Raw genomic sequence first — 25,662 nt, 5'->3', positions numbered from 1 at the left:
CAGTCAGTTACCTTTATCACTAACCATTACATACCATATGAAAATTGTATTCATTACCGGATTGTCGTTTTTCATGTCGCTGTTTTCTTACCTGAGCCCCAAGTCAGTTGAGCCTGCAGAAACAACGATTCCACTCTGCCATACTCCTGCGACCGATGGTGTAGGCAATGATATGTCGGCGATGGCCGCTGATCCAGCTTTTCAGCGATTACACGAGGCTCCCTTACCCTTTACTTATGCGGGAGCGGGCGAAATGATTAAATTCTCAACACCCGATGGACAGTCGGCTAATGGGTTTCTATTGAAATCGAAAACGCCATCCAACAAATGGTTGCTGGTTTATCAGGAGTGGTGGGGCTTGAACGACAACATCAAGCAACAGTCAGAAACGTTTTACAACGACCTGAAGGATGTGAACGTATTGGCAGTTGATATGTATGATGGCAAAGTCGCTACGGAGCCTGCAGAAGCCGGTAAGTTAATGCAGGCTGCCAACAAAGAACGACTGACCAGTATTCAGAAAGGCGCTATTGCCTATGCTGGCCCAAAAGCCGAATTCGCCAGTGTTGGCTGGTGTTTCGGAGGTATGCTGTCGCTGCAATCGGCCATGCTGGAAGGCAAACAGGCAAAGGGTTGCATAATGTACTACGGTCGTCCTGAGCAGGATGTTGAGAAACTGAAAACACTTGATACCGACGTATTGGGCTTTTTTGGAAGCCAGGATAAAGGTATCTCACCTGAATCCGTTAAGACATTCGAAGAGAATATGGCGAAGGCTGGCGAAAAAGTAACTGTGAAAATGTATGATGCAGGTCATGGTTTCGCTAACCCCAGCAACCCGGTTTATAACAAAGAAGCTGCCGCCGACGCTTATAAGTTGGCGCTTGCCTATTTGAAAGAAAAATTAAAGGCTTAATCTTAATAAAAAGTCATAAGTAGAAGTTGGTAAGTAATAAGTGGCTGGCGCATGCACATAGCTTTCGCGTCAGTCACTTATTACTTACCAACTTTGTACTTACAACTTAGCTCTCAGGCTTTTAATTAAACTTTAACCGCTTTCTTCTAGTTTCCATTAAACGTGGAGGTTCTTGCTCTGTCTAACCTACAAATCGAGCAAAAACTCACTAAGGCGATGAAAACGATAAAATGGAGTGGAGTGATAGCTGGCCTTCTGTTAGGAGTGGCTACTGTTAGTTTCGGACAATATGGACCTGGTAACGGCTACGGCCAGAGTTACCCAAATGGGAGTAATTGCTCACCAGCTTATCCCAATGGATATGGCCAAAACTATCCTAACCAGGGTTATCCAAATGGATATAACAACGGCTATGGACAAAGCTATCCAAATGGCTACGGTCAGGCTTATCCGAATGGAAATTATGGTTATAACCAATATGGGCAACCTTATCCGGTTCAGCCACAGGTTGTAGTGGTGCCACCTAGAGTGGTTATTGCTCCTCCTCCAGTAGTAGTTGGCCCTCCTGTGGTTGTTCGCCCATACGCAAATTATGGATATGGCTACGGTGGCCGTGGTGGTTACGGAGGTGGTTTTGGGGGCGGTCGTGGTTATGGTCACGGTGGTCACCGCTGGTAGGTAATTTGAGTTAGAATAAACCTTTGGATTAACCAGCCAGTTGATTGGTTCGGTTAATCCAAACAGTAGTTAGATGGTTCAACAAGTTAATTTTAAACGACAAATCATGAAAACGATAAAACTCTTGCCCTTACTAACGGCTGGTTTGCTAGTTGTCCTGATGACTAGTTGCGGACCGGCTTATGTAAGTACTGGCGTGGGTTATGGCCCTCGCCCCTATTATGGATATGGCTACAATCCGTATGGATACGGTTATGGTCGCCCTTATGGTTATTACAGACCACCCGTAATTGTTCGTCCCGCACCACGGTATTATGCACCTGCTCCTCGTTATTATGGAGGTGGTAGCCCTAACGCCCGTCGTGGTTATGATGGTGGCGGATACAGTGGTGGTGGCCGTTCGCGAGGGCCACGTTAATGTAGCTGAAATAGAAATACATAAAAAAGCATCGACCTATATAAGTCGATGCTTTTTTATGAGTTGATAGGTATATATCAAGCGGGTGATTGGTAGGGATTGCCGATGTGTTTCGAATAATCACCAGATTCGATCAATGGCTTATCATCGGTTGAGAGATTATATAGATAAATCCAGCAATCGGTTAGCGTATCATTGAACAATACCGGAACAATAGCCCGAATAAATTCGGTAGGTTGTTCAAAATCCTCACCTACTCCTTCGTAATAATCCAGATAAGTCAGAATGGCTGATTTCTGATTACTTATATTGAAAACTGTGCCGTGCACACGGGTATTACTGGTCTCATCGTAAACCGCACCTGGATAGCTGCCCATATCGAAAGCCTTCCCTTTAAATGTACCTTCGCCGACATTACGACCTCTCTGTCGCAGATATTGGGCAAACGTGTTATCGAACGGAGGGCGAAGGGTGCCGTAAACAATCAGAAAATCAGGGTTGTTAGTCATTAAATAAATATAGCTGGCAGGTTGACGAAAGTAGTTAAATTTGCCGTTAATAGATAAAACCGGGTTCAACAATGAAAAAGGCGCAAGTATTTCTGATGATAGTCGCATCGCTGATGCTGATTGATGTGCCCGTCCAAACCCTGGCCTCTACTAGTACTGTTAAGACTGACGTTTCGACTATTGGTCGCAAACGAAAAGGGTATAAACCCCGGCGTGGTGGCCTGTTTAACACCGGCCTTTTCCGAAAGAAAAATCCTTGTGGTTGTCCAAATCATTAAGCAACCAGTAAGAAATTGTATTTATATCAGAATCAGGCCCTTACAAGGGCCTTTTTTCGTATTATTAGTTGTAAAAATCTGTGTTTCAGTATATTTTTTCGTACCTTTGCAGAAAAATTGACCAGGATTTTTAGGCGGTGATGGATTAAAAAGTTTTCGTGTTTTATGAAAGCCATAAACAAAATCCAGTAACTCCTTAAATCAGCTAAATCCGGGTTCAGAAACTGTATGCAATCAATTCGCAATATAGCAATCATCGCCCACGTTGACCACGGCAAAACGACTCTGGTTGACAAAATTATTCACGCGTCAAAACTCTTTCGGGATAACCAGGAGTTCGGCGATCTGATTTTGGACAACAATGACCTGGAGCGTGAGCGGGGCATTACCATCGTATCGAAAAACGTATCGGTACGTTACAAAGATGTTAAAATCAACATCATTGATACACCAGGCCACAGTGATTTCGGTGGTGAGGTTGAGCGTGTACTGAAAATGGCTGATGGCGTTTGTCTGTTGGTCGATGCTTTTGAAGGAGCTATGCCACAAACACGTTTCGTGTTGAGCAAAGCGCTGCAACTGGGCCTGAAACCCATTGTGATCGTAAACAAAGTTGATAAAGAAAACTGCCGTCCCGAAGAAGTTCACGAGCAGGTTTTCGATTTGATGTTCAACCTGGGTGCTACTGAAGACCAGCTGGATTTCCCAACGGTATACGGTTCATCGAAACAAGGTTGGATGGGTCCCGATTGGAAAACCCCAACCGACAACATCACGTATCTGCTCGACACAATTGTTGAGAACATCCCGGCTGCGCCAATGAACGAAGGTGCACCACAAATGCAGATTACCTCGCTCGATTATTCAACTTTCGTTGGTCGGATTGCCATTGGTCGTGTACATCGTGGGACGCTAAAAGAAGGTGCTAATATGGCCCTTGTAAAGGCAGACGGTTCGGTTAAGAGAGTGAAAATCAAAGAGCTTCAATCGTTTGAAGGCCTTGGTAAAGTTAAAGTGGCAGAAGTAGCCTGTGGCGATATCTGTGCTGTAACAGGCCTGGAAGAGTTCGAAATTGGTGATACCCTGACCGATCTTGAAAATCCTGAAGCGCTAACCCGTATTTCGGTGGATGAGCCAACGATGAACATGTTGTTCACAATCAACAACTCGCCGTTCTTCGGGAAAGAAGGTAAATTCGTAACATCACGTCACTTGCGTGATCGTTTGTATAAAGAAATTGAGAAAAATCTCGCCCTACGTGTTGAAAACACGGATAGTGAAGACCGTTTCTTGGTATATGGTCGAGGTATTCTTCACTTGTCAGTTCTAATTGAAACGATGCGTCGTGAAGGTTATGAATTGCAGGTTGGTCAGCCACAGGTTCTTTACAAAGAAGATGAGAATGGCCGCAAATTGGAGCCCATTGAAACCCTCGTTGTAGATGTACCTGAAGAAACTGCCGGGAAAGTTATTGAATTAGCTACGCAACGTAAAGGTGAATTGCTGATTATGGAACCGAAAGGCGACTTGCAACACCTTGAGTTTGATATCCCATCGCGTGGTCTGATCGGCCTTCGGTCAAACGTTCTGACTGCTACGTTTGGAGAGGCTGTTATGAGTCACCGGTTCAAAGAGTATCAGGAATTTAAAGGCCCAATCCCGGAGCGGATCAACGGTTCGTTGATTTCGATGACGAGCGGCTCAGCTACGGCTTATTCGATTGATAAACTTCAGGATCGGGGATCGTTCTTTATCGAGCCAGGTGATGAAATTTACACGGGCCAGGTAATTGGCGAGCACAACCGTCAGAACGACATTGTTGTCAACGTAACAACGGCGAAGCAATTGACGAACATGCGGGCTTCTGGCTCGGATAACAACGTGAAAATTGCTCCGAAAATCTCGTTCTCCCTCGAAGAGAATATGGAGTATATCCAGAAAGACGAGTATTTGGAAGTAACGCCAAAGTCGATGCGGATTCGTAAAGTCTATCTGGATGAGAACGAACGTAAACGGAACCAGAACAAGTTTGTGATGGCTTAGTCTTGAGTGATTCACTAGATACAAAAAATCCCCGCTGACTGTCAGCGGGGATTTTTTGTATTGGGCAAAGCAGCTATCAGTTGCTGCTTACAAATGAGCGATCTAAGCGAAAGGCAAAAGGTGATTGCGTTTTAAGCGAAAGCGTCATCGGTTTGGCCAGAGAAGCAGGACTTACCATCTGAGATTTTGATGTCATATATTCTGTTTGTCTACGCGCCTGATAATATCCAGCGATGAAGAGTGTTCCACCTATGACTGCAACAGTGATCTTTTTCATAACAATTGTTTCTCGCCGTTAAGGCTATTCTGTATTACTAGTTGGAATGTGGGTAGGTTGAAATTTCGACCAATTTAATGGGTTATACGACCAACTCCTTCTTACCTTTTATTATGCGGTTAAGGGCTCTCCGCCGAACAACTCCCTTGAGACTCTGAGACCTATACATTGGTTACAGGTAGTCGCTAACTATTTATCAATCGAAAGCACTACAAGCTGAAAATGTAGACTTTATAGGATTTATCAAAGTTTTCATGTGTTGATATTGTAGTTGATTCAATTAAAAACTAAAGCCCATTCTAAAAAAAAGCCGATTGTACGACCGGTTTTCTATTTGTGATAGAACCTGAACACCATCAACTGAAGCTACTTGCCTTGCTTCTTGGTGTTTATAGCCCGCACTAATCAAAAATCCAGTTCCATTGCCTTTGTTTATTCGAAGACCAAGACCTGGGCTCCATAACCAGCCACCTTTTAGTTCGCTATCGTGTGGATTTGGTCCTGCAATCGCGTAACCACTTTCGAGACTGTAAAAGGTTGTTAGTCGTTTACTGCGTCCAAAAAGATCGCCCTGAATAGCGGCTGCTACGGGTATAAACGCTGAGTTATTATAATAGTCAACACCCAAAGCGAGTCCGGTTATAAGTTGCGGCCGCAGTGTATAACCGACAAATGTATTTATTGTTAGGCCAATTCGGTTACCTGCAGCGCGAATCGGAGAATAGTTATAGTAGTTAGGCAAATAGATATAATCTCCGTAATATGGATAAGCATTGGGCTGATCAGGACGCACCCGACCCGCCTGAATACCCATCTGAACGGTCGTTCGCCAACGACTGGTTTTAGCAGACTCTGTCTGAGCTTGAGTAAACTCAGCAGATAGACCAAAAATCAAAAGTAAACAAGTAAAGATTTTCATGGTGAGGAGAGACAATTAGTTAGCTTGATGGGCATCAATTTTACTGAGTAACCGAAGGGCAGCTGGATTGGAATAATCATACTGATACAATCCATCCTTACCAATAGTTAGCAACGTTTTCGAGAGCGGAATAACATCGAATGCATTTACATTAGCGAACGTTTGCTGAACTTTTAAATCAAGCGGATTTGAGGCATTAAAAACACTCAACCCCTTATTCCCCTGACAGACAAACAGCGTTGGATAGTCGATTCCTAGTCCATAAGGAGTTTCGATGGGATAAGATTTGGCAACTCTGGGAGATGATAAACTGCTAATATCAATTACATCGAGTACATCCTGAGTACCCGCAACACCACAAGTACTGGTACCCCGCAGCGTAACGTAAGCATAGTTCTCATGCACCACAACTGGGTCGCAGGAACGAACGTGTGAAAACGCCGAAAGCTGTTTAGGTTCTGAAGGGTTGGCAATGTCATAGATGTACATACCGGTGGTGGTACCAATGAACAAATTGGTGCGATATGGGAAAATCGTTTCGACATTCCAGTTTAGGGTAACCGTTTTACCTTTTGCGGGTTTAGTTGGGTCTGTGATATCAAATAGCTGTAATGAAGCGCTATTGACAACGTAAAGTTGGTTGTCTGTGATGGCAAAACGTGCCATCGAGCCGCCTGTACCAGTTGTAGACCCCGTTGGAGCCTTAACACTTGTATTGCTCCCGGAAGCAACATCTGCAAATGCAAAACTTTCATAATAGCGCCCAAACCAGGCAATTGGTACTAAATAAGGCAATACATTAAATGTACCTTCGCAGTCTGTTTTAACCGTTTCAGTGGCAATTTCTTCACGCTGATCATAGATTTTCATGTTCTGTTTATCGTATGACCAATAGGTACGTCCAACAGAACCGTTCGTAAAGCCCGTTTCGGTTCTGTTTACCTCTTTAATAGCTGTCGGATTGCTAATGTCCAGCGCTACCAAATCAATGTAACTATCAGCGTAGAGGATATTATCGCGAACAGCGATATCTACGTTTCCCGGAATTGGAAGAAAGGAAATGGCTTTGGGGTTTGATGGATTGCTATTGTCAAAAACGTGAATTCCTTTTTTGACTTCCACAATAAATAAATATTGATCTTTTACGTAAAGCTTACCCGGTTCTACCAGAGATTGTGGTGCCCCTGACGTAATTGGCTGTCGTAAATCGGATAAGGCAAGCTGAACAGACGTGTATTTCCGATACGTTCTTGTCTGCTCGCAGTTATCAGTGCAACTAGTTAAGTAGAGCAGAGATAGAATAAGGATAAGTAAATTTGATTTCATATAAGCTCGCAGTTATTATAAAACTATGAGCCTAAAGGCCTTAGAAACGTTGGAATAGTTTAAAAATAAATTGCCCGGCTGTCTTAAATACGGCCGGGCAATATTGATCTTACACAAAAAGGCAAATTATTGTTTTTTATAAGCATAGGTTGAACCGTCGGCAATGACAGCTCCTTGCGGAATTCGCTCACCTAAATAGAGCACTGTTTCGACCATTCGGAATTCTTGCCGAGTTGTATCTTTTTCAAAATAAATTACACCTTCGGTACTGCCGCCTTTTGGAAACGAAAGCGAATAGCGACTGTCTGAAATAGGTAGCCCGTTACGCACCTGCCGGAAATTACCGGATGTTGTCGTGCCATCAAACGTTACTGTTTCAGAATACCCTGCCTCTGCAGCAGTAACCGTCTTTTGCGACAGGCCATAAGTAATGTTCGCCAGCACCCATTCGCCAGATAGGGGTGATGGAGGGAAAACACAGCCACACATGCGTTTCTCGCAACTGAAAACTAGTAAAACCAGAAAGACAGTGAAAGGAATGAGCCGTACAGTTTTCATAATCAGTTCAGTTTTTTATACACCAATACACGCGGTAAGTCGCCACCATGATATACCCTCAATTGGGTAGTGGTTGGCAATTCAAAGCGGGCAGCAGCCTTTAGATTCTTGAAATACTGTTGCTCAAACTGCATCGCATCGGGCGATCCTGCTATTTTCGTGCTGCCAAATTGATCGGCCAGCATCATGCCGTCAATAGCGGCAAACAAATTCACATTATAGGCATTAACCGACGATTTTCCACTGGCTTTAAATGACGTGATATCGTGTGGAGGGTTGTCGGTATCCAACGCAAATGTTAAGGTCACTGTATACGCTGAGTCAGATTCGATAAGCTGCCAGGTACCAATCAACTCCGCTATTTTAGGAGCTAATTCAGGTTCTGCTTTTCTACATTGGCTTGTCATCAATGTTATGAGTACCAGGCAGGCTATCCCTATAAGTCTCATGAATTAGTTGTTTTAGTCGGGTCTGCAATTTTACCTACAAAGAGGATAGTACCCGATGTTTTTTCGTGAATAACGAAGATAAAAGGACGGTCGCAGAGCGTTGGTAATGGCACCGATGTTAGCGAAATGCCCCCCGTTGTAACGGCTGCCGCTTCTGTTCCTTTCTCATCTACCGCTACAAATGTATTTTGCTTCACGAAACTAAGCGTAAGACCACCTTGCTTATTTATTTTAGTAAAGTCAGCCCCGTCGGTAAAGGCAGTTGGCATACCCAGCGAACTCAATGCCTTGTTTAAATTGATATCATAACTCAGGGTGAATTTTGGCAGGCCGATATCAATGGTACTTGACATCATTGCCTGTTGTAATTGGGCCCATTCTGTACTGGTTAGGTTGCCTATCAGAGCATCAGCCGTTGTGCTTTCGGCTGGGAGAAGCACCGTCATCGCGAATTTGTCAGAGCCGTAAGGCAGTTCAAACGCTGTATAATTTGGTCGCGAAGCGTGATTTAACGCTGTATTGAGCCGCATCATACGCACCGTTGTCGTATTGCCCGATGCCAGTTTGAAAGGGCTATCGATTGTCTGTTCAGGTTTGAACTGGGTTTTCCAATCACCCTTGAAATACAGTGCATTCATCAGAAACATAACATTGTCAGCCTGAATCTGATCAAGTACTTTTGGAATCTTACCGTTGGTTTTCTGGCTTGCCCAACTATTGATTTTATCCAGCGTGGCTGGATCGTCGAAATTCTGCGCCGATACTTCAGCCTTAAACGATTGTTTCAGCAAATCCTGAAAAGAGGTTTCTACCGAGAATGTATTCCGATACCAGACAGAATTCGCCAGCGTTAGCGTTACTTCAGAATCCACTCCAGGAAGATTCTCCAGTAGATTCTGGTACGTCTGATTGGCTTCGGCCAGCGTTTGTGCATCCAGTTTCAGCGTTTTCTGAATTTCCTGAGCTGTTTGTCCATTCGCTCCGTTCATGATCATGCCCAACGCAATATGCAGACTCAATGGAGAAATGAAAACGTTTTTAGCCTGACCTTCTTCTGCAACTACCTGTTTTGATACATCAAATGCGAATTGGGTAGTTTGGTTTGCAAAAGAGGTCGAGACGCGTAATTCGCTGGCAGTGCTGGGGGCAGGAGTAACTGTGGAGTTTTGGCAACTGATCGTTGTCAGCAAAACGCCGGTTGTAACAACGACTAAGGTTGAAAAAAGGGTCGTTTTCATAACAATTGTAGATTCTGTTGTTGCTTTATTCTCTATTGCTGCTTGGGCGTCTATAGAGAATAAAACAACATAAATTATTGACAATCTTTAATAGATTCCCGTTGACTTCGAAGTCCACTTACCAGTGATTCGAATCCGGGAATTGTTTCGCCATATGGAAACGTAACCCGGTGCTTTTGGTCACCAATTTGTATCTCCACATATTCAGCTCCACCGTCGGCGCAATCGGGGCAGCCTAGTATGGTAGATTGTTTACTGAATGTATCCAGATTCGCGTTCGCTTTAAGCGTTTGCCAATCGGCCAGACTAATGGTTGATTCGCAGCTTTTGGAGGTAGGTTGCTCTCTCGGTTGTATATCTTTCTGTGTCAGTGTAACGCTGGTGCCATTGAAGACAAAGTCTTTTACACAATTCGTACCGATGCACATCCCGAACTTTGTTCCTGTTCGGATAATCAGCTCGTCGGTTTCTGAAGTTTGTGGCGTGAGATTAGTTGTACAACGACCAAAAACAACGATAAATAAGAGGGAAACGGCAATCGATTTCATAATCAGTCATATCAAAAATGATAGTCAACGCCAAAACTCATACCAGTCGAGGTCGGATGAGTTTGCACCTGTGAATCAGACTGAGTGCCTAAACCTAACGACGGTTGATAGGCACCAGCTAATGAAGCCGACCATTGCGGTGTAGGTCGATAACGTAATCGGGCTCCCATAGTAGCAGCTAGCGACAGGGGCCGATAGACGCCATCTTTCGCCGTGACTGTAACTTCATTACCAACGGTATTACGAATGAAAATATTGGTAATCAGCCCTCCCAGCACAGCTAGACTAAGCCGTTTACGGGGTCTCAACTGATAACCTACCTGGAGGGGTACTTGCATGTATTGATAGTCATTTGTAAGTACCTGCCGTGTTGAATTCGCGTAGTTGGCCTGTTGATAAACGCTGTTGGCGACGTTGTTATAACTTGCTGGAGAAGCTGCCATATCACCAGTATGTATGCTGCTTTTTAAGGCATCTACATAGAGCGTGCCTGACGTTGTGTTTTTGCCTGAAATTGCAACAAGAGAGGCTGTTGGTAATTGAGCTGGAGTTTCGACCGTTGAGCGCCCTGATAAATAACCAACGCCTGATTCCAGCGACCAATGTTCAGTTAATTGAACACCAGCCCCAGCCTGATACGCTACGGAAAAATTAGCCCGGCTGCTAACCGATGAACTAGCCTGACTAGCTTTTAGAGCATCCATACTGGCGTAACTATTAGTATAAACCGCTGCCGATTGTACCGAAACCATTGGATTGAAGGCACCGGGCATAACACTAGCCGAGGCCCAAACGTCGTGAGTCTTCTGCTTTGATTTGAGAGATTCAGGTTTCAATGGCAGTTCTGTCGGGCGGAACCAGACAATACGATGAATCTGACCCAAATCACGGAAGCGCCACGATTTCCCCAAAAGAGGTTCAAATGCCGCCAACTCATTCAACTTGGATGCAACTATTTTTGATGATACCGAATGCGCAAAAGCAAAAGAACTAATTGTAGTGCGGCTGGCAGAGGATGATGGCAGAGGAACATTCGTCGCGACCGGAGCCATTGTCGAATGATCAGCAGATATTGTCATTATGCTATTATCAGTCGTATTTGCTTTTTGATTGGTTACGACCTTCAATTGGTCTAGTAAACCGCTTGCCTGATCATCAACTGAAGAAGATATTGCTACAGGATACTCCGAAGTTGGCTTCGACTTTGCCGAAGGTAAACTAGTCTTATTGGCTGATGCGATCGTAGTCGGAGATTGCACCAGCGATTTATCGACAGTGGCGTTCACCGGTGCCTGTGACTTTACGTTAATACGGTCGGCTGACTCGGTATGTTGAGCAACTGACTGATGTTGTTCATAGGCTGTTTGAGTCGAACCTGCCCACCAGCCAATTAACAGTAAAGTTACGGCAGCGGCCACACCCATACCCCAGGCAAATGGTCGTGACGAAATGAGCCCTAATCCCCAAAGTGGTATTATTTTCGTGTCGTTTGATTGATCTAACCGACGCTCGATAGAATTCCACACTCGGGACGGGGGTGTTTCTGCGGCTTCATCGAATGTCTTCCGCCAGAAATCGTCCGGTATATTTTTATCTAATTCATCCATCTTCGTTATTCTTCACGGGCGTCCTTCGGCAGGATACCCATCGGCAAATCGTTTATCAGATTGAAGTTTTTGTTGCAGTAGACCTCTGGCGCGGGCATATTGTGATTTAGAAGTTCCTTCGGCAATGTCGAGCATTTCGGCAATTTCTGGGTGGTTATACCCTTCAATTGCGTATAAGTTAAATACCGTGCGACAACCGGGAGGAAGTTCCTGAATCAGTTGCAGCAAATACTTATAATTCAGTGCAGGCAAACTTTCGTCGGCCTGTGGTAATACTGGGGCCAGTTCCTGTACGTCGCTGGTATGTTCCCAGGGTTTTTGTTTTCGCAAAGATTTAAGCGCTGTATTGATCACAACTCGTTTCAGCCAGGCTTCCAATGGACACTCAAACCGAAATGAGTCGATATGCTGGTAAATCTTCACAAATGCATCCTGCAACACGTCCTCAGCTTCATCAGGATCTTTAATGTATCGTTTGCAAACGACAAAGAGCTTCCCGGCAAACCGCTCATAGAGCTGTCGCTGCACAATCCGGTCCTGCCGTCGGCATCCTTCGACTAATTGGTATTCATCCTGCATAGCAACGTTGACAACCCTATGACCTCAATCACAAACAAACAGTTGGAAGCTGACGCAAAAAAATCTCTTTTCTTCTTACAATTATATACCTTCTACGATAATTAATGCCGAGTGTTTTATAGATACGTATCTTTGGTAAAATCCCTTGGCGAATAAAAACGTATGAATCGTCGTAATGCATTGCGTTACTCATTGAGCGTTGGATTATCCACTTTAGTCTATCCAGGCTTTGCGCATCCATTTGAGGCTAAAAATCACGTCAAAATTGGTGCCTGCGACTGGTCTATTGGTCCAGCAGGTGATATAAATACGTTCACCGTTGCCAAAAAAATTGGACTCGATGGCGTGCAGCTTAGTTTAAACACCAAAGGTGATCATGAGCATTTACGTCGCCCTGAAACGCAGCGTGCTTTCAAACAGGCAGCTCAACAAGCGGGTGTTGCTATTGGTGGTCTTGCCATTGGTTTGCTGAATGAGATCCCCTACAAATCAGATGAGCGTACTGAGCAGTGGGTGCAAGACAGCATAGACGTAGCTCATTCGTTAGGGGTTAAAAACGTTTTATTAGCTTTTTTTAGCAACAATGACCTGCGTAATGATCCGAAAGGTACGCAGATTGTCATTAATCGATTGAAAGCTGTTGCCCCAAAAGCCGAAAAGGCTGGCGTAGTTTTAGGTATCGAATCGTGGTTATCGGCAGCAGAGCATATCGCTATTCTGGATGCAGTAGGTTCACCGGCGGTACAGGTTTATTACGATGTCTGTAATTCATCGGTTATGGGGTATCCCATCTTTGACGAAATTCGGGTGCTTGGCAAAAGCCGAATCTGCGAAGTTCACCTAAAAGAAAATGATCACTTGTTGGGCCAGGGAATCGTTGACTTACCGAAAGTTCGGCAGGCACTAGATGATATTGGCTATACTGGCTGGTTGCATATAGAAGGCGCTGTTCCCCAAGGAAAACCGATGTTAGAAAGCTATATTGAAAATAATAAGACTGTTCGATCTCTGTTTAGTTGATTATTTATTGTCTCAAGTTCCAGATTTCAGGTTCTATGTTGACTGACGCAAAAGCGAAACCTGGAACTTGAAACGGAAGTCTGTAATAACGAATGAAAACAATTTTTTCGCTGAATCCCTTCGCGCTCACAACGGTCGGTTTTTTATTTCTGGCAGGACAAACGTTCCAATCGAATCCTCAACAGGATATGCCTTCAGGCTTTGAGCTAACTCAGCACAGAGGTGTCGCGGCAGTTGCTGATTCTAATACACTTTACCTACCCGCTGATCTCGAAGCGACACTTTGGGCAGAGGCTCCCATGTTCTACAATCCAACCAACATGGATATCGACGCACGAGGTCGGGTCTGGATTACGGAAGCTGTCAATTATCGAAAATTCAATAATAAACCTGAGAGTCGGCTCGATCATCCTGAAGGTGAACGAATTATGATTCTGGAAGATACAAATGGCGATGGCAAAGCTGATGATAGTAAAGTCTTTGTAACAGATCCCGATTTGGTATCGCCTTTAGGCATTGCGGTAATAGGCAACAAAGTAATCGTTTCATGTTCGCCTAATCTGGTTGTCTATACTGACGAAAATGGCGATGATAAACCGGATAAAAAAGAAATAATGCTAACCGGTTTCGGTGGTTTAGACCATGATCACGCGTTGCATGCCGTGGTTGCCGGACCCGACGGGAAATATTATTTCAATACAGGAAATGCGGGTCCGCACGTAGTTACGGACACCGATGGCTGGACACTCCGCTCGGGTAGTTTGTATGTGGGCGGAACGCCTTACAATAAACAGAATCATGGCGGTCAGGTGAGCGATGATGGCCGTGTCTGGACGGGAGGGATGGCATTGCGTGTCAATCCAGATGGTTCAGGCTTAAAAGTAATGGCCCATAATTTTCGGAATAACTACGAAACAGCGTTGGATTCGTACGGAAATATGTGGCAGAACGACAATGACGATCAGGTAGTGGCCTGCCGCACCAGTTGGTTGATGGAAGGAGCAAACGCGGGTTATTTTAGTAGTGATGGCACCCGTTACTGGCAGGGTGATCAGCGGCCTGGTCAGCCAATACCGATCGCTCACTGGCACCAGGAAGATCCTGGCGTTATGCCCGCTGGAGATATCACAGGAGCAGGTTCGCCCACAGGTATGGTCATGTACGAAGGCGATGAACTTGGTCCGCAATACCGAGGCATGTTGCTGAGTGCTGAAGCTGGTCGTAATGTAATTTTTGGCTACAAGCCGGAGCCAATGGGCGCGGGCTATCGCCTGCCACGAACCGATTTTATCAGTTCGTTTCCTGAAGTAGACCCAAACTATAAATGGGATTCAGTTATCAACGATACGCGGAAATGGTTTAGACCCAGCGATATAGCTGTTGGGCCAGATGGTGCCATTTACATTGCCGATTGGTACGACCCAATTGTCGGTGGTCACCAAATGCAGGATCATAAAGGCTATGGTCGGATTTATCGAATTACACCTAAAGGCAAGAACCTGAAAGTGCCTAAAATAGACCTTCGTACAACGCAGGGGCAAATTGCAGCCCTTCTTAATCCGGCGGTTAATGTGCGCGTGCTAGGCTTCGAGGCTTTACGCGAACAGGGTGAAAAAGTTGTTGAGCCAGTTATGGCTTTACTCGCTTCACCTAATCAGTTTCATAGGGCACGCGCCATTTTTCTACTGGCCCAACTTGGTGCCGAAGGCCAATTTGAAGTAGAACGACTCCTGAAAGCCGTTGATGCGCCTGTTCGTTTGATAGCACTACGAGCATTGCGAAGTATCACACCAGAAAATTCTAAATCAATTCCAGCCCTTACCGCTTCTCAAAAAGCACTGTTACCCTTATTGGGTAATCTGGCGGCTGATCGGAGTGCAGCCGTTCGGCGGGAAGTGGCCATTGCGCTGCGCGATGTCCCTTATGATGAATGCCGGTTTATGCTGATGAATTTAGTGAAAGGCTATGATGGTCAGGATAACTGGTATTTAGATGCACTGGGAGAGGCTGCTGACGGTAAAGAAGAAGCCCTGTTTTTCAATCTGCGCCAGACCATGCCCGAAAACCCCATCGAATGGGATCAGAAAACGGCCAACCTTGTTTGGGAGCTTCATCCACCGTCGGCTGTAGCCATGCTGAAGAAACGGGCTGATGCTTCGTCACTAACGGCCGCAGCCCGCAAACAGGCTATTGTAACGCTAGGGTTTATTAAAAGTGAAGCCGCTGCTAAGGCAATGGTCGAACTGTCGAAATCGACAGATAAAGATGTGGCTGATCAGGCATTGTATTGGATGGGCTTCAGGCGTGGTAACGATTGGGCAAAACTTCTGAATTGGGAAGAAGTGATGCCCACGAAAGTTTCGGATGAAGAACAAAAGATGCTCGCCAATCGGCAGGTGCTGTTAGACGAATACAAGACTGATGCCGAAAAGCGAAAAGTTGCTTTAGAGATGGCGCGCGATTCTGAAGGGGGTAAAATCCTGGTTGGGTTGGCTGCCGATAAAAAACTCTCAGATAAGTTAATCAAAGCCGTTACCCCAACAATTCTGAAAAACCCAGATCAGACTGTTCGGGCAATGGCAAAAGACTATTTTTCGACCAAACCAGAGGTTGCAGTAAGTAGAGAGCCAGCACCTGTTGAAGCCCCTGCTGTGCAGGTTACAACTTCGTCTACAGCTCCTACAACCCCTACAACTCCCGTTATAGCTACTGCCAGTAGTTCAGACCCGGCTATTGCTCAAGTTGCCATGTTAACTGGCGATGGGAAAAACGGCCTAACCATTTTCAACGCTAACTGTGCTACCTGTCATCGACATGGTCAGCAGGGCGCTGATGTTGGCCCTGAACTGACCCAAATTCATCAGAAATTCGATAAAAACGGCTTGTTAGATGCCATCATTCATCCCAATGCAGGCATTGCCTTTGGCTATGAACCCTGGCTCATTACAACGAAGAAGGGGAATACGTACTATGGCTTTTTAGTGAGCGACAACGAGCAGGCGGTGGTTATTAAAGGCATCAAAGGGCCCAAACATACAATTCCGGCCGATGCTGTTTTCTCACGAAGACAGTACAAAACCAGCCTCATGCCTGATCCTGCCGCTTTAGGCTTGTCCAATCAGCAACTAGCTGACTTAACCGCATTCTTGCTAAAACAATAATAGGTTTAAGCACAAAGGCACAGAGAACAGGAAGTTCGGGCCGTGGTGGCCGTGGTGTCGGTTACTAATAACCGACACTTTTAGGTTTCTCAAAACCTACTGTTTGTACCGATAGGTTTTGAGAAACCTAAAAGTATCAAATGGAAGCATCTGATACCACAAAGACAACAAATCAATTACTTGATCGTATACCCTTGTTTTGCCAATTCTGCCGCTGTAAGATTAAGTACGTTTACATCCAGCTTTATAGGCGATAGAGGAGTATCGGTAGAATCTGTTTTAACAGCAACGATCGCGTCGACTACATCCATACCTTTAAACACTTGCCCAAATACCGTGAACTTGTCGTCAAGACGATGTTCGCCTTTTTTGTTTTGCACAATATAGAATTGACAACCTGCTGAGAGCATTTTTGGGTTGTTATCGCGCCCTGCCCCTACGGCTCCATAGATGTGCCGAATGGTTGGCCTGAACTCAGGTTTTAGTAGATAAGGAGAATCGGCGAAGCCTGCTGGCGTATCGGGGCAACCACCCTGTGCGACAAAGTTGTTGATAACGCGATTGAAGGTGAGTGTATCCCAATAGTTTTGATTCGCCAGTTTCATAAAACTCGCCTTATGGTTTGGCGTTTCGTCGTAAAGCCAGAAAAGGATTTCGCCTTTATCGGTTTTAATCTGACCAATCGGGTAGGTTTTTTCGGGCTTTGGCGAAGCAAATAGGGTAAAGAGAGAAGCGATGAATAGTAAAATGTTTGGCATAGAATTGAAGTTGATGTGCAGTATAAAAATTTAGGATGCCATATGTTCTGTAAAAAATAAGCTTAGGCTTAAATGCAGTTCTTTTAACAACTGGGTTCGGCGGTGCTCATATTGTTTGAGCGATAGCGCTAATAAAGCGTCAGACGGATGTTTTACTAGCATCTGGCGGTGTTTATCAAGCAAACTATTTAATTCGCTAAGTTCAGCTACTAATGTATCAGGTTGACGAGGTTCTTGCATATTAGTTAGCATCAATCAGTTCAATAATACCACGAGGATTGTCTTGCCTATCTTTCATTAAAAAAGCTCGCCAATAATCTATTGAAGGTAGGGTAATTGCTTCATATCGCTCATCAGTTGATGGATAAATCGCAATCAAATGGCCATCAACATAATATGTATCACGAGAACCACCGATTAATAAGTAAGGTATCAACGAGTCAATAGACTGTTCCAGACTTTCGTTGAATACAATCAAATTTACACAATCTATATCATTGGGATCTACTTTAGAACTAATAAAACTACCCCCAAGCCATTGATGAATCGATTGATCCAGAAGATGAGTTAGATCGTTAACGTAGGATAAAAAATGCTCGTAAAGAATCGGGCGTGCTGTCGATTGAGGAAAGTCGGTGACAAAGTGCTTAAAAACGTCGGTTGTTTTTAGACGGACAAGCGAATAGGGGGTTAGATTCCCATTTTGGTCGAAAGAGATCATCGCCAAATGTATAGAGAAAAGTATACTTAATCAGTTCTAGATTAAACCCTTTCTACTAAACCAGAGTCATAGTGACAAACGTTGTGGAAAAACAGCTTTTCGTTCATCTATCCCAACGATTGCTTTTCATTACAAACTATGCATCCATTCCTGACACTTTTTATAGCCCTATTTACCTTGGCCTCTCCAGAACAACCTAAGCCGCAGCTCGATTATGTCCGGGATTGGAAACGTGCCGACTCGCTGGCCAACAAAGGGTTACCAAAATCTGCGCTAGAAATTGCCAACCGGATATATAAAGAGGCAAAAGCTCAGAAAAATTATCCGCAGGTGGCCAAAGCCGCCATTGCGCGCATGATTTTTCGTAACTCTTCTGATGAAGATGCCTATGTTGACCTGATTCGGTCAATTCGAACCGATATCCAGGACACACCCGAACCGGCTAAATCGGTGTTGCAATCGGCATTAGGCGACGTGTATTGGCAGTATTTTCAACAAAACCGCTACAAATTTTATAATCGCGCCACAGTAGGCCGGGCCACGGTAGGAAAAACGGCAACGGGGAATAGTTTACCTGAGAGGCCAACGAATTCCGCAGATTCGACTAACGATTTCACAAGCTGGGATGCCTGGCACTTAGTGGAAGCAGTCACGTCAGCCTATCTTGCTTCTGTTCAGCCAAAAGAATTGCTTCAGAAAACGCCTATAGACGCCTATGATGCACTTCTGGAAAAAGGTGATCCTGATGCCCGACTGCTTCGGCCCACGCTGTACGACCTGTTGGCGCATCGCGCTATTAGTTTCTTCCAGAATACAGAACCTGATTTACTAAAGCCGGTTTTCCGGTTCGAGCTAGACCAGCTAGCTTACTTTGCGGAGCCTGACGTATTTACCAAGCTGACGATTCCGAGCCGCGATTCACTGTCGGGTCGTTATCAGGCTTTGCTGATCTATCAGCAACTGCTGACTTTTCATTTGCCAGATGCTACACCCGACGCACTTGTTGACGCAGACGTTTTGCGATTAGCCTTCGTGCATCAATATAGTAGTTTACCTGAGCGCGATTCGCTTTACCGAAAAGCCCTCGAAACGCGAATTGTCCAACTTAAAAACCAGCCATCCGAAGCAGTCTATGCGTATCAATTGGCTGAATTTCTGACAAATTACGGCACTCCCGTTCGTCCGTTGGACGATAGCGAAGAGCCAATGGCGGAGCCTGCTAAACCGAATCCATCTCGCTGGAACCACAAGCAGGCCGCTGATATTTGTCGAGATTTGATCAAGCGATTTCCGAAAACGCTATCCGGTAAACAAGCGGCTCAACTGCTGAACCGCCTTTTGTTGCCAACTTATTCAGTTCAGGTAGAACAAGTCAACGCGCCCCAGCAACCGTTCCGAGCGCTGGTGAGTTACCAGAATATTGCGAAGATCACGTATCGAATTGTGCGCGTATCGACCTCCGAAGTCCAGACTTATCGGGATAATTATCCTAAAGAGGAGCAGAAAAAAAAGCTATTCAGCGCGTGGTTAAAGCGACCTGTCATCGTAGAAAAAAGTGTTGCCTTGCCTGATGACGGTGACCTGAATCGTCATTCAGTTGAGATGCCGCTTGCGGGGTTACCCATTGGACATTATCTACTGCTGGCTACATCGGATGATAAATTTCAGGAGAAAACAGAGTCGGTTCAATACACAATCTTTACTGCATCGACGCTAGGCTATCTGGTAGCACCGCTTGCTACTGCACAATCAAAACAGCTTACTACTGTAGCGGTGACCAATCGGTTAACGGGAGAGCCAGCCAAAAGGGCATCCGTTGTTATCGTTGATGGCGCAAGTTTGTCCTCAGTTGGGGGCAGACGATTTATAACCGATACCGATGGGCGGACGAAGATTCTGCCAGGAGATATGCCTTCGCAGGCAAATTTTTACTACCTGATTGCAGATGGAAACGATACGCTTTTATCTGATCGGCAATATTTTTATCGGTACGGCGATGGGCAAGATGCACAGGAACAGACCTACGTCAAACTGTTTACCGATCGGGCGATCTACCGCCCTGGCCAGCCAATTTATGTGAAAGGCCTGCTATATGGGGGTAAGGAAAATCTGTTTGCGGTTCGATCCAATCAAGATGTCACACTCGATTTCATGGATCAGAACGGCGAACGTATTGCCACCCAAACCCTGAAAACAAACGAGTTTGGCACATTTAATACGAGCTTCACGGCACCCGTTGGTCGATTGACGGGAATGATGAATTTGCAGACACCCTATGGTAGCGCCAGCATTCGGGTAGAAGAGTATAAACGCCCAACCTTTGAGGTGAAAACCTTGCCCATAAAAGAGTCATTCAAACTTGGGCAAACGGTTGCACTAGCTGCCGAAGTCAAAACCTATTCGAGTGCCGTTGTCGATGGGGCAACCGTTCGCTATAGGGTTGTACGGAGGCTCCGGCCTCGTTGGGAATGGTGGTATCGCCCGCGAAATACTAATCAGGCAGAAATTGCCAGTGGCACGGCTCAAACAGATGCGCAGGGTAATGTAAGTATTTCGTTTACAGCCATTCCTGATCGTGATCAGGCTCGGGAAAACAACCCTGTTTTTGATTTTGAGGTAACGATTGACGTAACGGATAAAGCGGGTGAGACACGTAGTACGACCAAAACGTTACGGATTGGGTATTCTTCCCTGCAAATTAGTTTAGCCATTCCTGCGCAGATAGAGAGTGGTATACCAACGACCTTTCCCCTACATATCACAAATCAATCGGGAGAGAACGTATCAGCAACAGGCCAATTGAAAATTTATCGCCTTCAGCCACCAACTCGTCCCTTACGGAATCGACTCTGGAGTCGCCCTGATCGCCAGTTGTTGAGCAAAGCCGAATTCGAAAAATTATTCCCGAACGACTTGTTCGCCAACGAAAACGATCCGCGTTCCTGGCCGAAGGGAGAAGTCGTGCAGCAGCAAACCATCTCTAGTCCGGCAGATTCGCTTATTAAGCCCGACTTGAGCCGGTTTACTCCGGGCGAATACGTTGCCGAACTGACCGTTGTAAATGCGATTGGCGAATCCACCAAAGAGCAGGCGTTTTTTGCTTTTGTAAATGACGGCCAACCAACCGCTTCGGCACGGATTGACAATTGGGTGCAGGTTCGCAAAGCCATTGTCGAACCGGGTGAAGAGGCAGTTTTCTGGGTAGGTAATAGTCAGCCTGGCTGGGTACTGATGACTGTTGAAGAAGACCAGAAGGTTACCCGGCAGGAGTGGCTGAAAACAGATGGGCGTCCCCGGCGCATAACTTTACCCGTCATGGAAAAGCAGCGAGGTGGCTTTGCGGTTCAGTTCACGATGGTTCAAAATGGTCGGCTTTATCAGAAATCGCAGGCCATTACGGTACCCTTTACCAACAAGGAACTCCATATCGAAACGCAAACTTTCCGTAATAAACTCAAACCTGGTGAGCGCGAAGAGTGGACGTTAAAAATCAATGGATTAGATAAGGCACCAGCCGAACTAGTTGCTACGTTGTACGATGCCTCGCTGGATGTGTTTGACCGTCTCGACTGGCCAACGTCGTTTTATCAGACGTATTCGCCTATTTTTTACGAATGGCACTCCGGTAGTTTTGGTATTCAATCGGGTAATACACTCTTTTATCGCTATAAATCGGAACCACCGGTACCCAACCGAAAGTATGACCGATTAACGGGCGGCCTAAAAGGACAAGATATAACCTATAACTACCAGGGACGAGCCTATGCACCTGGTAGTGCGGTCAGGGGTGGAGCTATGGCTAAAATGAGCCTTGCTATGGCGGCCCCAGCCCCCATGCAGGATGCAGCAGCTCGTCGACAGGGAGTTGAGGAATTAAAAAATGCCGTTTCATCTGAACCAGATGCTCCCTCGAAACCCCAACCAACTCAAGATCCGATTGTCAATCCACGTAAGAATTTCAACGAAACAGCATTTTTCTTACCCCAACTAAAAACGGATGAGCAGGGGAGGGTTGTGCTGAAATTCACTATGCCCGAAGCACTCACCCGCTGGCGACTAATGGCGTTCGCGCACACGAAAGATCTGAAAACGGGTACGTTAGAGCGCGAAATTGTTACCCAGAAAGAATTGATGATTACGGCTAACGCACCTCGGTTTCTACGTGAAGGGGATACGATTCGGGTAACGGCCCGCGTCAACAACTTAAGCGATAAAGCATTGCCCGTAACGGCAAGCCTTACACTGTTAGATGCCCTCACAGGCGAACCGATCAATCAGAAACTTAAACTCACCAGTAGACAAACCGTGATTACGGTAGCCGCCGGACAAGGACAGGCGGTTGGCTGGACGTTGATTGTACCAGCTAACCTGGAAGCCGTTACCTGTCGCCTGACTGCTCAATCGGGTACGTTCACTGATGGAGAAGAGTTTACTGTACCGGTGCTGCCCAACCGAATGCTTGTGACTGATACGCAGCCATTTTGGGTCAATGGCCGGGAGACGAAAGAATTCAAATTAAAACCATTAGCGAATCTCAATCCAGAGTTACCTGTTCAACACGAGCGGTTGACGGTGGAGGTAACGAGTAACCCAAGCTGGTATGCATTGCAATCGTTGCCATACCTGATGGAATACCGTTACGAATGCGCTGAACAGCTGTTTAGTCGACTGTATGCCAATCGCTTAGCTACGCATATTGTTGGTAGTAGACCCGCGTTCAAACAGGTGATTGCTGAGTGGCAAAAAAATCCACCCCAAAACCCCTTAGAAAGTAATGAGGAATTAAAAGCTGTATCGCTGGAAAATTCGCCCTGGCTGGCCGATGCCCGCTCTGAGAGCGAACGGCAGGCAAAACTAGGACAACTGCTGGATGCCAATCGCATGGTTAGCGAGCAGCTAAAGGCGTTTGAAAAATTAAAACAACTGCAAACACAAGATGGAGGCTTTCGATGGTTTGGTGGTATGGAACCCAATTTGTCGATAACCCTACACATTTTGAGTGGATTTGGTCATTTGCAGAAGTTGGCGGTCAAATTCCCTGACGATATGCAGTCTGACTTGAGGGAGATGCAAACCAGTGCTATCCACTATGTCGACGCTGAAATGAAGCGATGGGTAGATGAACAGAAGAAGGCTGACCAACAAAAGAAGAACAAACTGATTGGCTCCTGGTATTTTTCGGCGACGCAATACCTCTACGCCCGCAGTTTTTATCTGAATCAACCTGTCGATAAAGCTGTGCTGGCTTATCTGAAGCAGCGTGTGGCCGATGAATGGCAGAAACAAAGTTTACAAGGCCAAGCGCTAACCGCAATGGCCCTCAGTCGCTTTGGCGACACAAAAACGGCTAATGGAATTCTGGCTTCGCTCCATGAACGGTCGCGGAAATCAGAAGAATTGGGTACGTATTGGCCGGATAATCAAAGCGGATTGTACTGGTACCAGACGCCTATCGAAACACAGGCGTATATCATTGAAGCTTTCGGCGAAATCAAACCGGTTCAAACTGAAATCGATGACATGAAACGTTGGCTGCTTCGTCAGAAACAAACACAGTCGTGGTCATCGACAAAAGCAACAACTGAAGCTATTTATGCCTTACTACTTCGGGGAAGTGACTGGCTTGGTACAAGTGTAAGTACTGAGGTTAGCTTAGGAGGGCAGTCCATAGAAAGTCGCGTTGCGAAGGCCGATGCTATTACGGGCTACGAAAAAGTGACGTATGCTGCTGCTGAAATCAAGCCCGAAATGGGAGTGATTCAAATCACGAAAAAAACAACTAGTCCCGCCTGGGGAGCGTTATATTGGCAGCATTTTGAGCCACTGGATAAGGTCATGCCCGGCAGCGCAGGCTTATCGGTTCAGAAAACGCTTTACGTACAACGTGACTCGCCTAATGGCCCACTCATCTCGCCGGTAACAACACAAACGAGCCTGAAGCCTGGGGACCTTATCAAGGTTCGATTGGTGTTAAAGACTGATCGGGCTATGGAGTATGTTCACCTGAAAGATAGTCGGGCATCGGGTTTTGAGCCGGTTGCTGCTTTGTCTGGTTATAAATACCAAAATGGCTTAGGCTACTATGAATCACCCCGAGATGCCAGTACAGATTTCTTTATGAGTTACTTACCTGTCGGCACGCACGTATTTGAGTATGATTTGCGGGTGGCTCAAACCGGCGATTTCTCCGCGGGTGTTGCTACGGTGCAGTGTTTCTATGCGCCAGAATTTTCCGCCCACTCAGCTGGCGAGCGAGTAAAGGTGAACTAGTAATGTGGTGAGCCTGCCATTTCGGTAGGCCCATCACATTACTTAAAACTACTTTTTCTCTAATTCGAATAACCAGGTTTTAGCGAGTTGCTGAGCCGTAGAGGTTGCCTCCAAACCCGCACGAAAACACCGTTTCCAGTTATCGGATTTCTGTTCGTAGGCGGGATTTGTGAAATACTTTTTACCGTTACGATCTGTAAGTTTAGCGGCAAAATCCACCCCGGCAGACTGCTCAAGAAAAGCAGTAAGCTGCTTATGAATCACAGTCGCGGGATCGGCAGGATACTCCGCTTCCCATTTCTTTAATTTCTCCTGATATTCTGCTTCTGCGTATTTGTTGAGCTGATCTACGGATTCACGCTTCATCAGCATAGGACTTGTGCCGGCTTCCATTTCAGCAATCATTTTTTCCTGCTGTTGAATCGCGCTCTGCATGGCTTTTTGCGTAGCAGCATCCAGTTTCGCCATCGACGCTTTCGTCTCGGTCAGCCCCTTTTTCATCTCGGCAATCTGGGCTTTTTGCTCTCGTTGAACCTGGTCATAGCTTTTCGCATCGGAAGTAGGTTTCGCGTCAGCTCGCCAGGTCGCATACCGTTTTTTAAAATCGTCTGTTTTGGTATAGGATTTTGCAAAATTGACAACACCACTAATAACAGTTGCCCGTTGCGAAACCGCTAGTTTACGACAAGCTGACGGGATCGCGATATACCCTGACGTAATGCTGGTAAATATGGTTTGCTGGGCATCGGGGTGGGTCAAACCAATGTCTGACAGGACGTCAGTAGTCCGATAGGCAAATAATCCTATCAGGCTAAGAATCAGTAGCTTTTTCATGCAGGTAGGAAGTGATAACTAAAATTACTTTCCTAAGTCAAGTACGGATCGACACTGAATCGTTACCCGTATTTTCACGCCCGCTTTTGTTGTGCCCTCAATGGTAGACGTAGTGTTGTTTCCTGAGCCCGAAAGGCTGGCAGTTCCTTTACCCCCTGAATCGGCACCACCAAAGGAAGCAGGTAATTTCCCAAACTCATACTTGGTTCCGCCAATCAACTTACCGAAACGTACTGATAAATAGCAGTCGGATGTGCCGCCAGATGCTGCTTTTTTGGCGTCGCTAATAATAAGCTGCACACTGGTTAAACCTGACGCGGCTTTGGTAGAATATTGATTGCCAAAGGAGTTGGCACCTGTCGCGTTACGTGAACAGGTTGTTTCGCTGGATGTCAAATTATACGTTCCGGCGTTGGGTCCACCTGTAATAATGACTTTAATATCTGAGCCATCCACTGAGCGGCCTGGTGGGGTTGCTGCGGTTTTTACGGACACAGTGAGGCAAGCTACTATCAGAAGCAGTTTACAGAAATTCATAAGAAAAGAATATGTTGT

23 protein-coding genes are annotated in these 25,662 nt (G+C 45.7%); 8 read left to right on the top strand and 15 right to left on the bottom strand.

Annotated elements, in window-relative coordinates:
* Positions 1-37: 37 nt before the first annotated feature.
* The 3 genes from GO755_RS07560 to GO755_RS07550 all read left to right on the top strand — a co-directional run bounded on the left by GO755_RS07560 (position 38) and on the right by GO755_RS07550 (position 2,012).
* On the top strand, positions 38-916 hold the full coding sequence (locus GO755_RS07560; RefSeq protein ID WP_157584104.1) for a dienelactone hydrolase family protein: 879 nt from the start codon (positions 38-40) through the stop codon (positions 914-916).
* 216 nt (positions 917-1,132) lie between these two features.
* Entirely contained in the window at positions 1,133-1,594 is a 462-nt protein-coding gene (locus GO755_RS07555; RefSeq protein WP_157584103.1) for a hypothetical protein, read from the top strand.
* 106 nt (positions 1,595-1,700) lie between these two features.
* A complete protein-coding gene (locus GO755_RS07550) occupies positions 1,701-2,012 on the top strand; it encodes a neuropeptide-like protein 29 (protein WP_157584102.1) in 312 nt (103 codons plus the stop codon).
* Positions 2,013-2,089: 77 nt separating this feature from the next.
* On the opposite strand, the gene GO755_RS07545 is transcribed toward GO755_RS07550, so the two are convergent.
* Positions 2,090-2,521 (bottom strand): gamma-glutamylcyclotransferase family protein, encoded by a 432-nt coding sequence (locus tag GO755_RS07545; protein ID WP_157584101.1) that lies wholly within the window; start codon positions 2,519-2,521, stop codon positions 2,090-2,092.
* Between the two features lie 71 nt (positions 2,522-2,592).
* Between GO755_RS07545 and GO755_RS07540 the strand changes: the two genes are divergently transcribed.
* Both GO755_RS07540 and typA read left to right on the top strand, forming a co-directional pair.
* On the top strand, positions 2,593-2,799 hold the full coding sequence (locus GO755_RS07540; RefSeq protein WP_157584100.1) for a hypothetical protein: 207 nt from the start codon (positions 2,593-2,595) through the stop codon (positions 2,797-2,799).
* A 228-nt stretch (positions 2,800-3,027) separates the two neighbouring features.
* On the top strand, positions 3,028-4,842 hold the full coding sequence (gene typA / locus GO755_RS07535; protein WP_157584099.1) for a translational GTPase TypA: 1,815 nt from the start codon (positions 3,028-3,030) through the stop codon (positions 4,840-4,842).
* Between the two features lie 76 nt (positions 4,843-4,918).
* Here the strand turns inward: typA and GO755_RS07530 are convergent, their stop codons facing one another.
* From GO755_RS07530 to GO755_RS07490, 9 genes are all read right to left on the bottom strand, one after another.
* Positions 4,919-5,119, bottom strand: coding sequence for a hypothetical protein (locus GO755_RS07530; protein ID WP_157584098.1), 201 nt, complete (start codon positions 5,117-5,119; stop codon positions 4,919-4,921).
* Between the two features lie 280 nt (positions 5,120-5,399).
* Positions 5,400-6,038, bottom strand: a complete 639-nt coding sequence (locus GO755_RS07525; RefSeq protein ID WP_157584097.1) for a hypothetical protein — start codon at positions 6,036-6,038, stop codon at positions 5,400-5,402.
* 15 nt (positions 6,039-6,053) lie between these two features.
* The gene (locus tag GO755_RS07520) at positions 6,054-7,364 is read right to left on the bottom strand and encodes an LVIVD repeat-containing protein (RefSeq protein WP_157584096.1); all 1,311 of its coding nucleotides are present in this window, start codon (positions 7,362-7,364) and stop codon (positions 6,054-6,056) included.
* A 126-nt stretch (positions 7,365-7,490) separates the two neighbouring features.
* Entirely contained in the window at positions 7,491-7,922 is a 432-nt protein-coding gene (locus tag GO755_RS07515) for a hypothetical protein (RefSeq protein ID WP_157584095.1), read from the bottom strand.
* 2 nt (positions 7,923-7,924) lie between these two features.
* On the bottom strand, positions 7,925-8,371 hold the full coding sequence (locus GO755_RS07510; protein WP_157584094.1) for an META domain-containing protein: 447 nt from the start codon (positions 8,369-8,371) through the stop codon (positions 7,925-7,927).
* Positions 8,368-9,609, bottom strand: a complete 1,242-nt coding sequence (locus tag GO755_RS07505; RefSeq protein ID WP_157584093.1) for a serpin family protein — start codon at positions 9,607-9,609, stop codon at positions 8,368-8,370. The genes GO755_RS07510 and GO755_RS07505 overlap by 4 nt, the downstream gene beginning before the upstream one ends.
* Before the next feature lie 74 nt (positions 9,610-9,683).
* Positions 9,684-10,157 carry a hypothetical protein gene (locus GO755_RS07500; RefSeq protein WP_157584092.1) on the bottom strand — a complete coding sequence of 158 codons (474 nt, stop codon included), beginning with the start codon at positions 10,155-10,157 and terminating at the stop codon, positions 9,684-9,686.
* Between the two features lie 11 nt (positions 10,158-10,168).
* The gene (locus GO755_RS07495) at positions 10,169-11,764 is read right to left on the bottom strand and encodes a hypothetical protein (protein ID WP_157584091.1); all 1,596 of its coding nucleotides are present in this window, start codon (positions 11,762-11,764) and stop codon (positions 10,169-10,171) included.
* Positions 11,765-11,776: 12 nt separating this feature from the next.
* A complete protein-coding gene (locus GO755_RS07490; RefSeq protein ID WP_157584090.1) occupies positions 11,777-12,343 on the bottom strand; it encodes an RNA polymerase sigma factor in 567 nt (188 codons plus the stop codon).
* A gap of 162 nt (positions 12,344-12,505) precedes the next feature.
* Here GO755_RS07490 and GO755_RS07485 point away from each other — a divergent pair, with 162 nt between their 5' ends.
* The gene (locus tag GO755_RS07485; protein ID WP_157584089.1) at positions 12,506-13,363 is read left to right on the top strand and encodes a sugar phosphate isomerase/epimerase family protein; all 858 of its coding nucleotides are present in this window, start codon (positions 12,506-12,508) and stop codon (positions 13,361-13,363) included.
* 92 nt (positions 13,364-13,455) lie between these two features.
* The gene (locus GO755_RS07480) at positions 13,456-16,524 is read left to right on the top strand and encodes a PVC-type heme-binding CxxCH protein (protein WP_157584088.1); all 3,069 of its coding nucleotides are present in this window, start codon (positions 13,456-13,458) and stop codon (positions 16,522-16,524) included.
* A gap of 176 nt (positions 16,525-16,700) precedes the next feature.
* Here GO755_RS07480 and GO755_RS07475 read toward each other — a convergent pair whose 3' ends face one another.
* Genes GO755_RS07475 through GO755_RS07465 form a run of 3 tightly spaced genes read right to left on the bottom strand, consistent with a single transcriptional unit; the run spans position 16,701 to position 18,003 of the window.
* Complete coding sequence (locus GO755_RS07475) at positions 16,701-17,282, bottom strand: peptidylprolyl isomerase (protein WP_157584087.1); 582 nt, start codon at positions 17,280-17,282, stop codon at positions 16,701-16,703.
* A 30-nt stretch (positions 17,283-17,312) separates the two neighbouring features.
* Entirely contained in the window at positions 17,313-17,522 is a 210-nt protein-coding gene (locus tag GO755_RS07470) for a hypothetical protein (RefSeq protein ID WP_157584086.1), read from the bottom strand.
* A 1-nt stretch (position 17,523) separates the two neighbouring features.
* Complete coding sequence (locus GO755_RS07465; protein ID WP_157584085.1) at positions 17,524-18,003, bottom strand: DUF6932 family protein; 480 nt, start codon at positions 18,001-18,003, stop codon at positions 17,524-17,526.
* Positions 18,004-18,141: 138 nt separating this feature from the next.
* Here GO755_RS07465 and GO755_RS07460 point away from each other — a divergent pair, with 138 nt between their 5' ends.
* On the top strand, positions 18,142-24,273 hold the full coding sequence (locus GO755_RS07460; protein WP_157584084.1) for an alpha-2-macroglobulin family protein: 6,132 nt from the start codon (positions 18,142-18,144) through the stop codon (positions 24,271-24,273).
* A 48-nt stretch (positions 24,274-24,321) separates the two neighbouring features.
* Here GO755_RS07460 and GO755_RS07455 read toward each other — a convergent pair whose 3' ends face one another.
* Both GO755_RS07455 and GO755_RS07450 read right to left on the bottom strand, forming a co-directional pair.
* Positions 24,322-25,107, bottom strand: a complete 786-nt coding sequence (locus tag GO755_RS07455; protein ID WP_157584083.1) for a hypothetical protein — start codon at positions 25,105-25,107, stop codon at positions 24,322-24,324.
* Between the two features lie 24 nt (positions 25,108-25,131).
* Complete coding sequence (locus GO755_RS07450; RefSeq protein ID WP_157584082.1) at positions 25,132-25,644, bottom strand: hypothetical protein; 513 nt, start codon at positions 25,642-25,644, stop codon at positions 25,132-25,134.
* Positions 25,645-25,662 lie beyond the last annotated feature (18 nt).

Source organism: Spirosoma arboris (genome assembly GCF_009754945.1).
Lineage (GTDB): Bacteria > Bacteroidota > Bacteroidia > Cytophagales > Spirosomataceae > Spirosoma > Spirosoma arboris.
The sequence above is the reverse complement of the archived record's forward strand: the minus strand, read 5'-3'. Positions and strand labels throughout refer to the sequence as shown.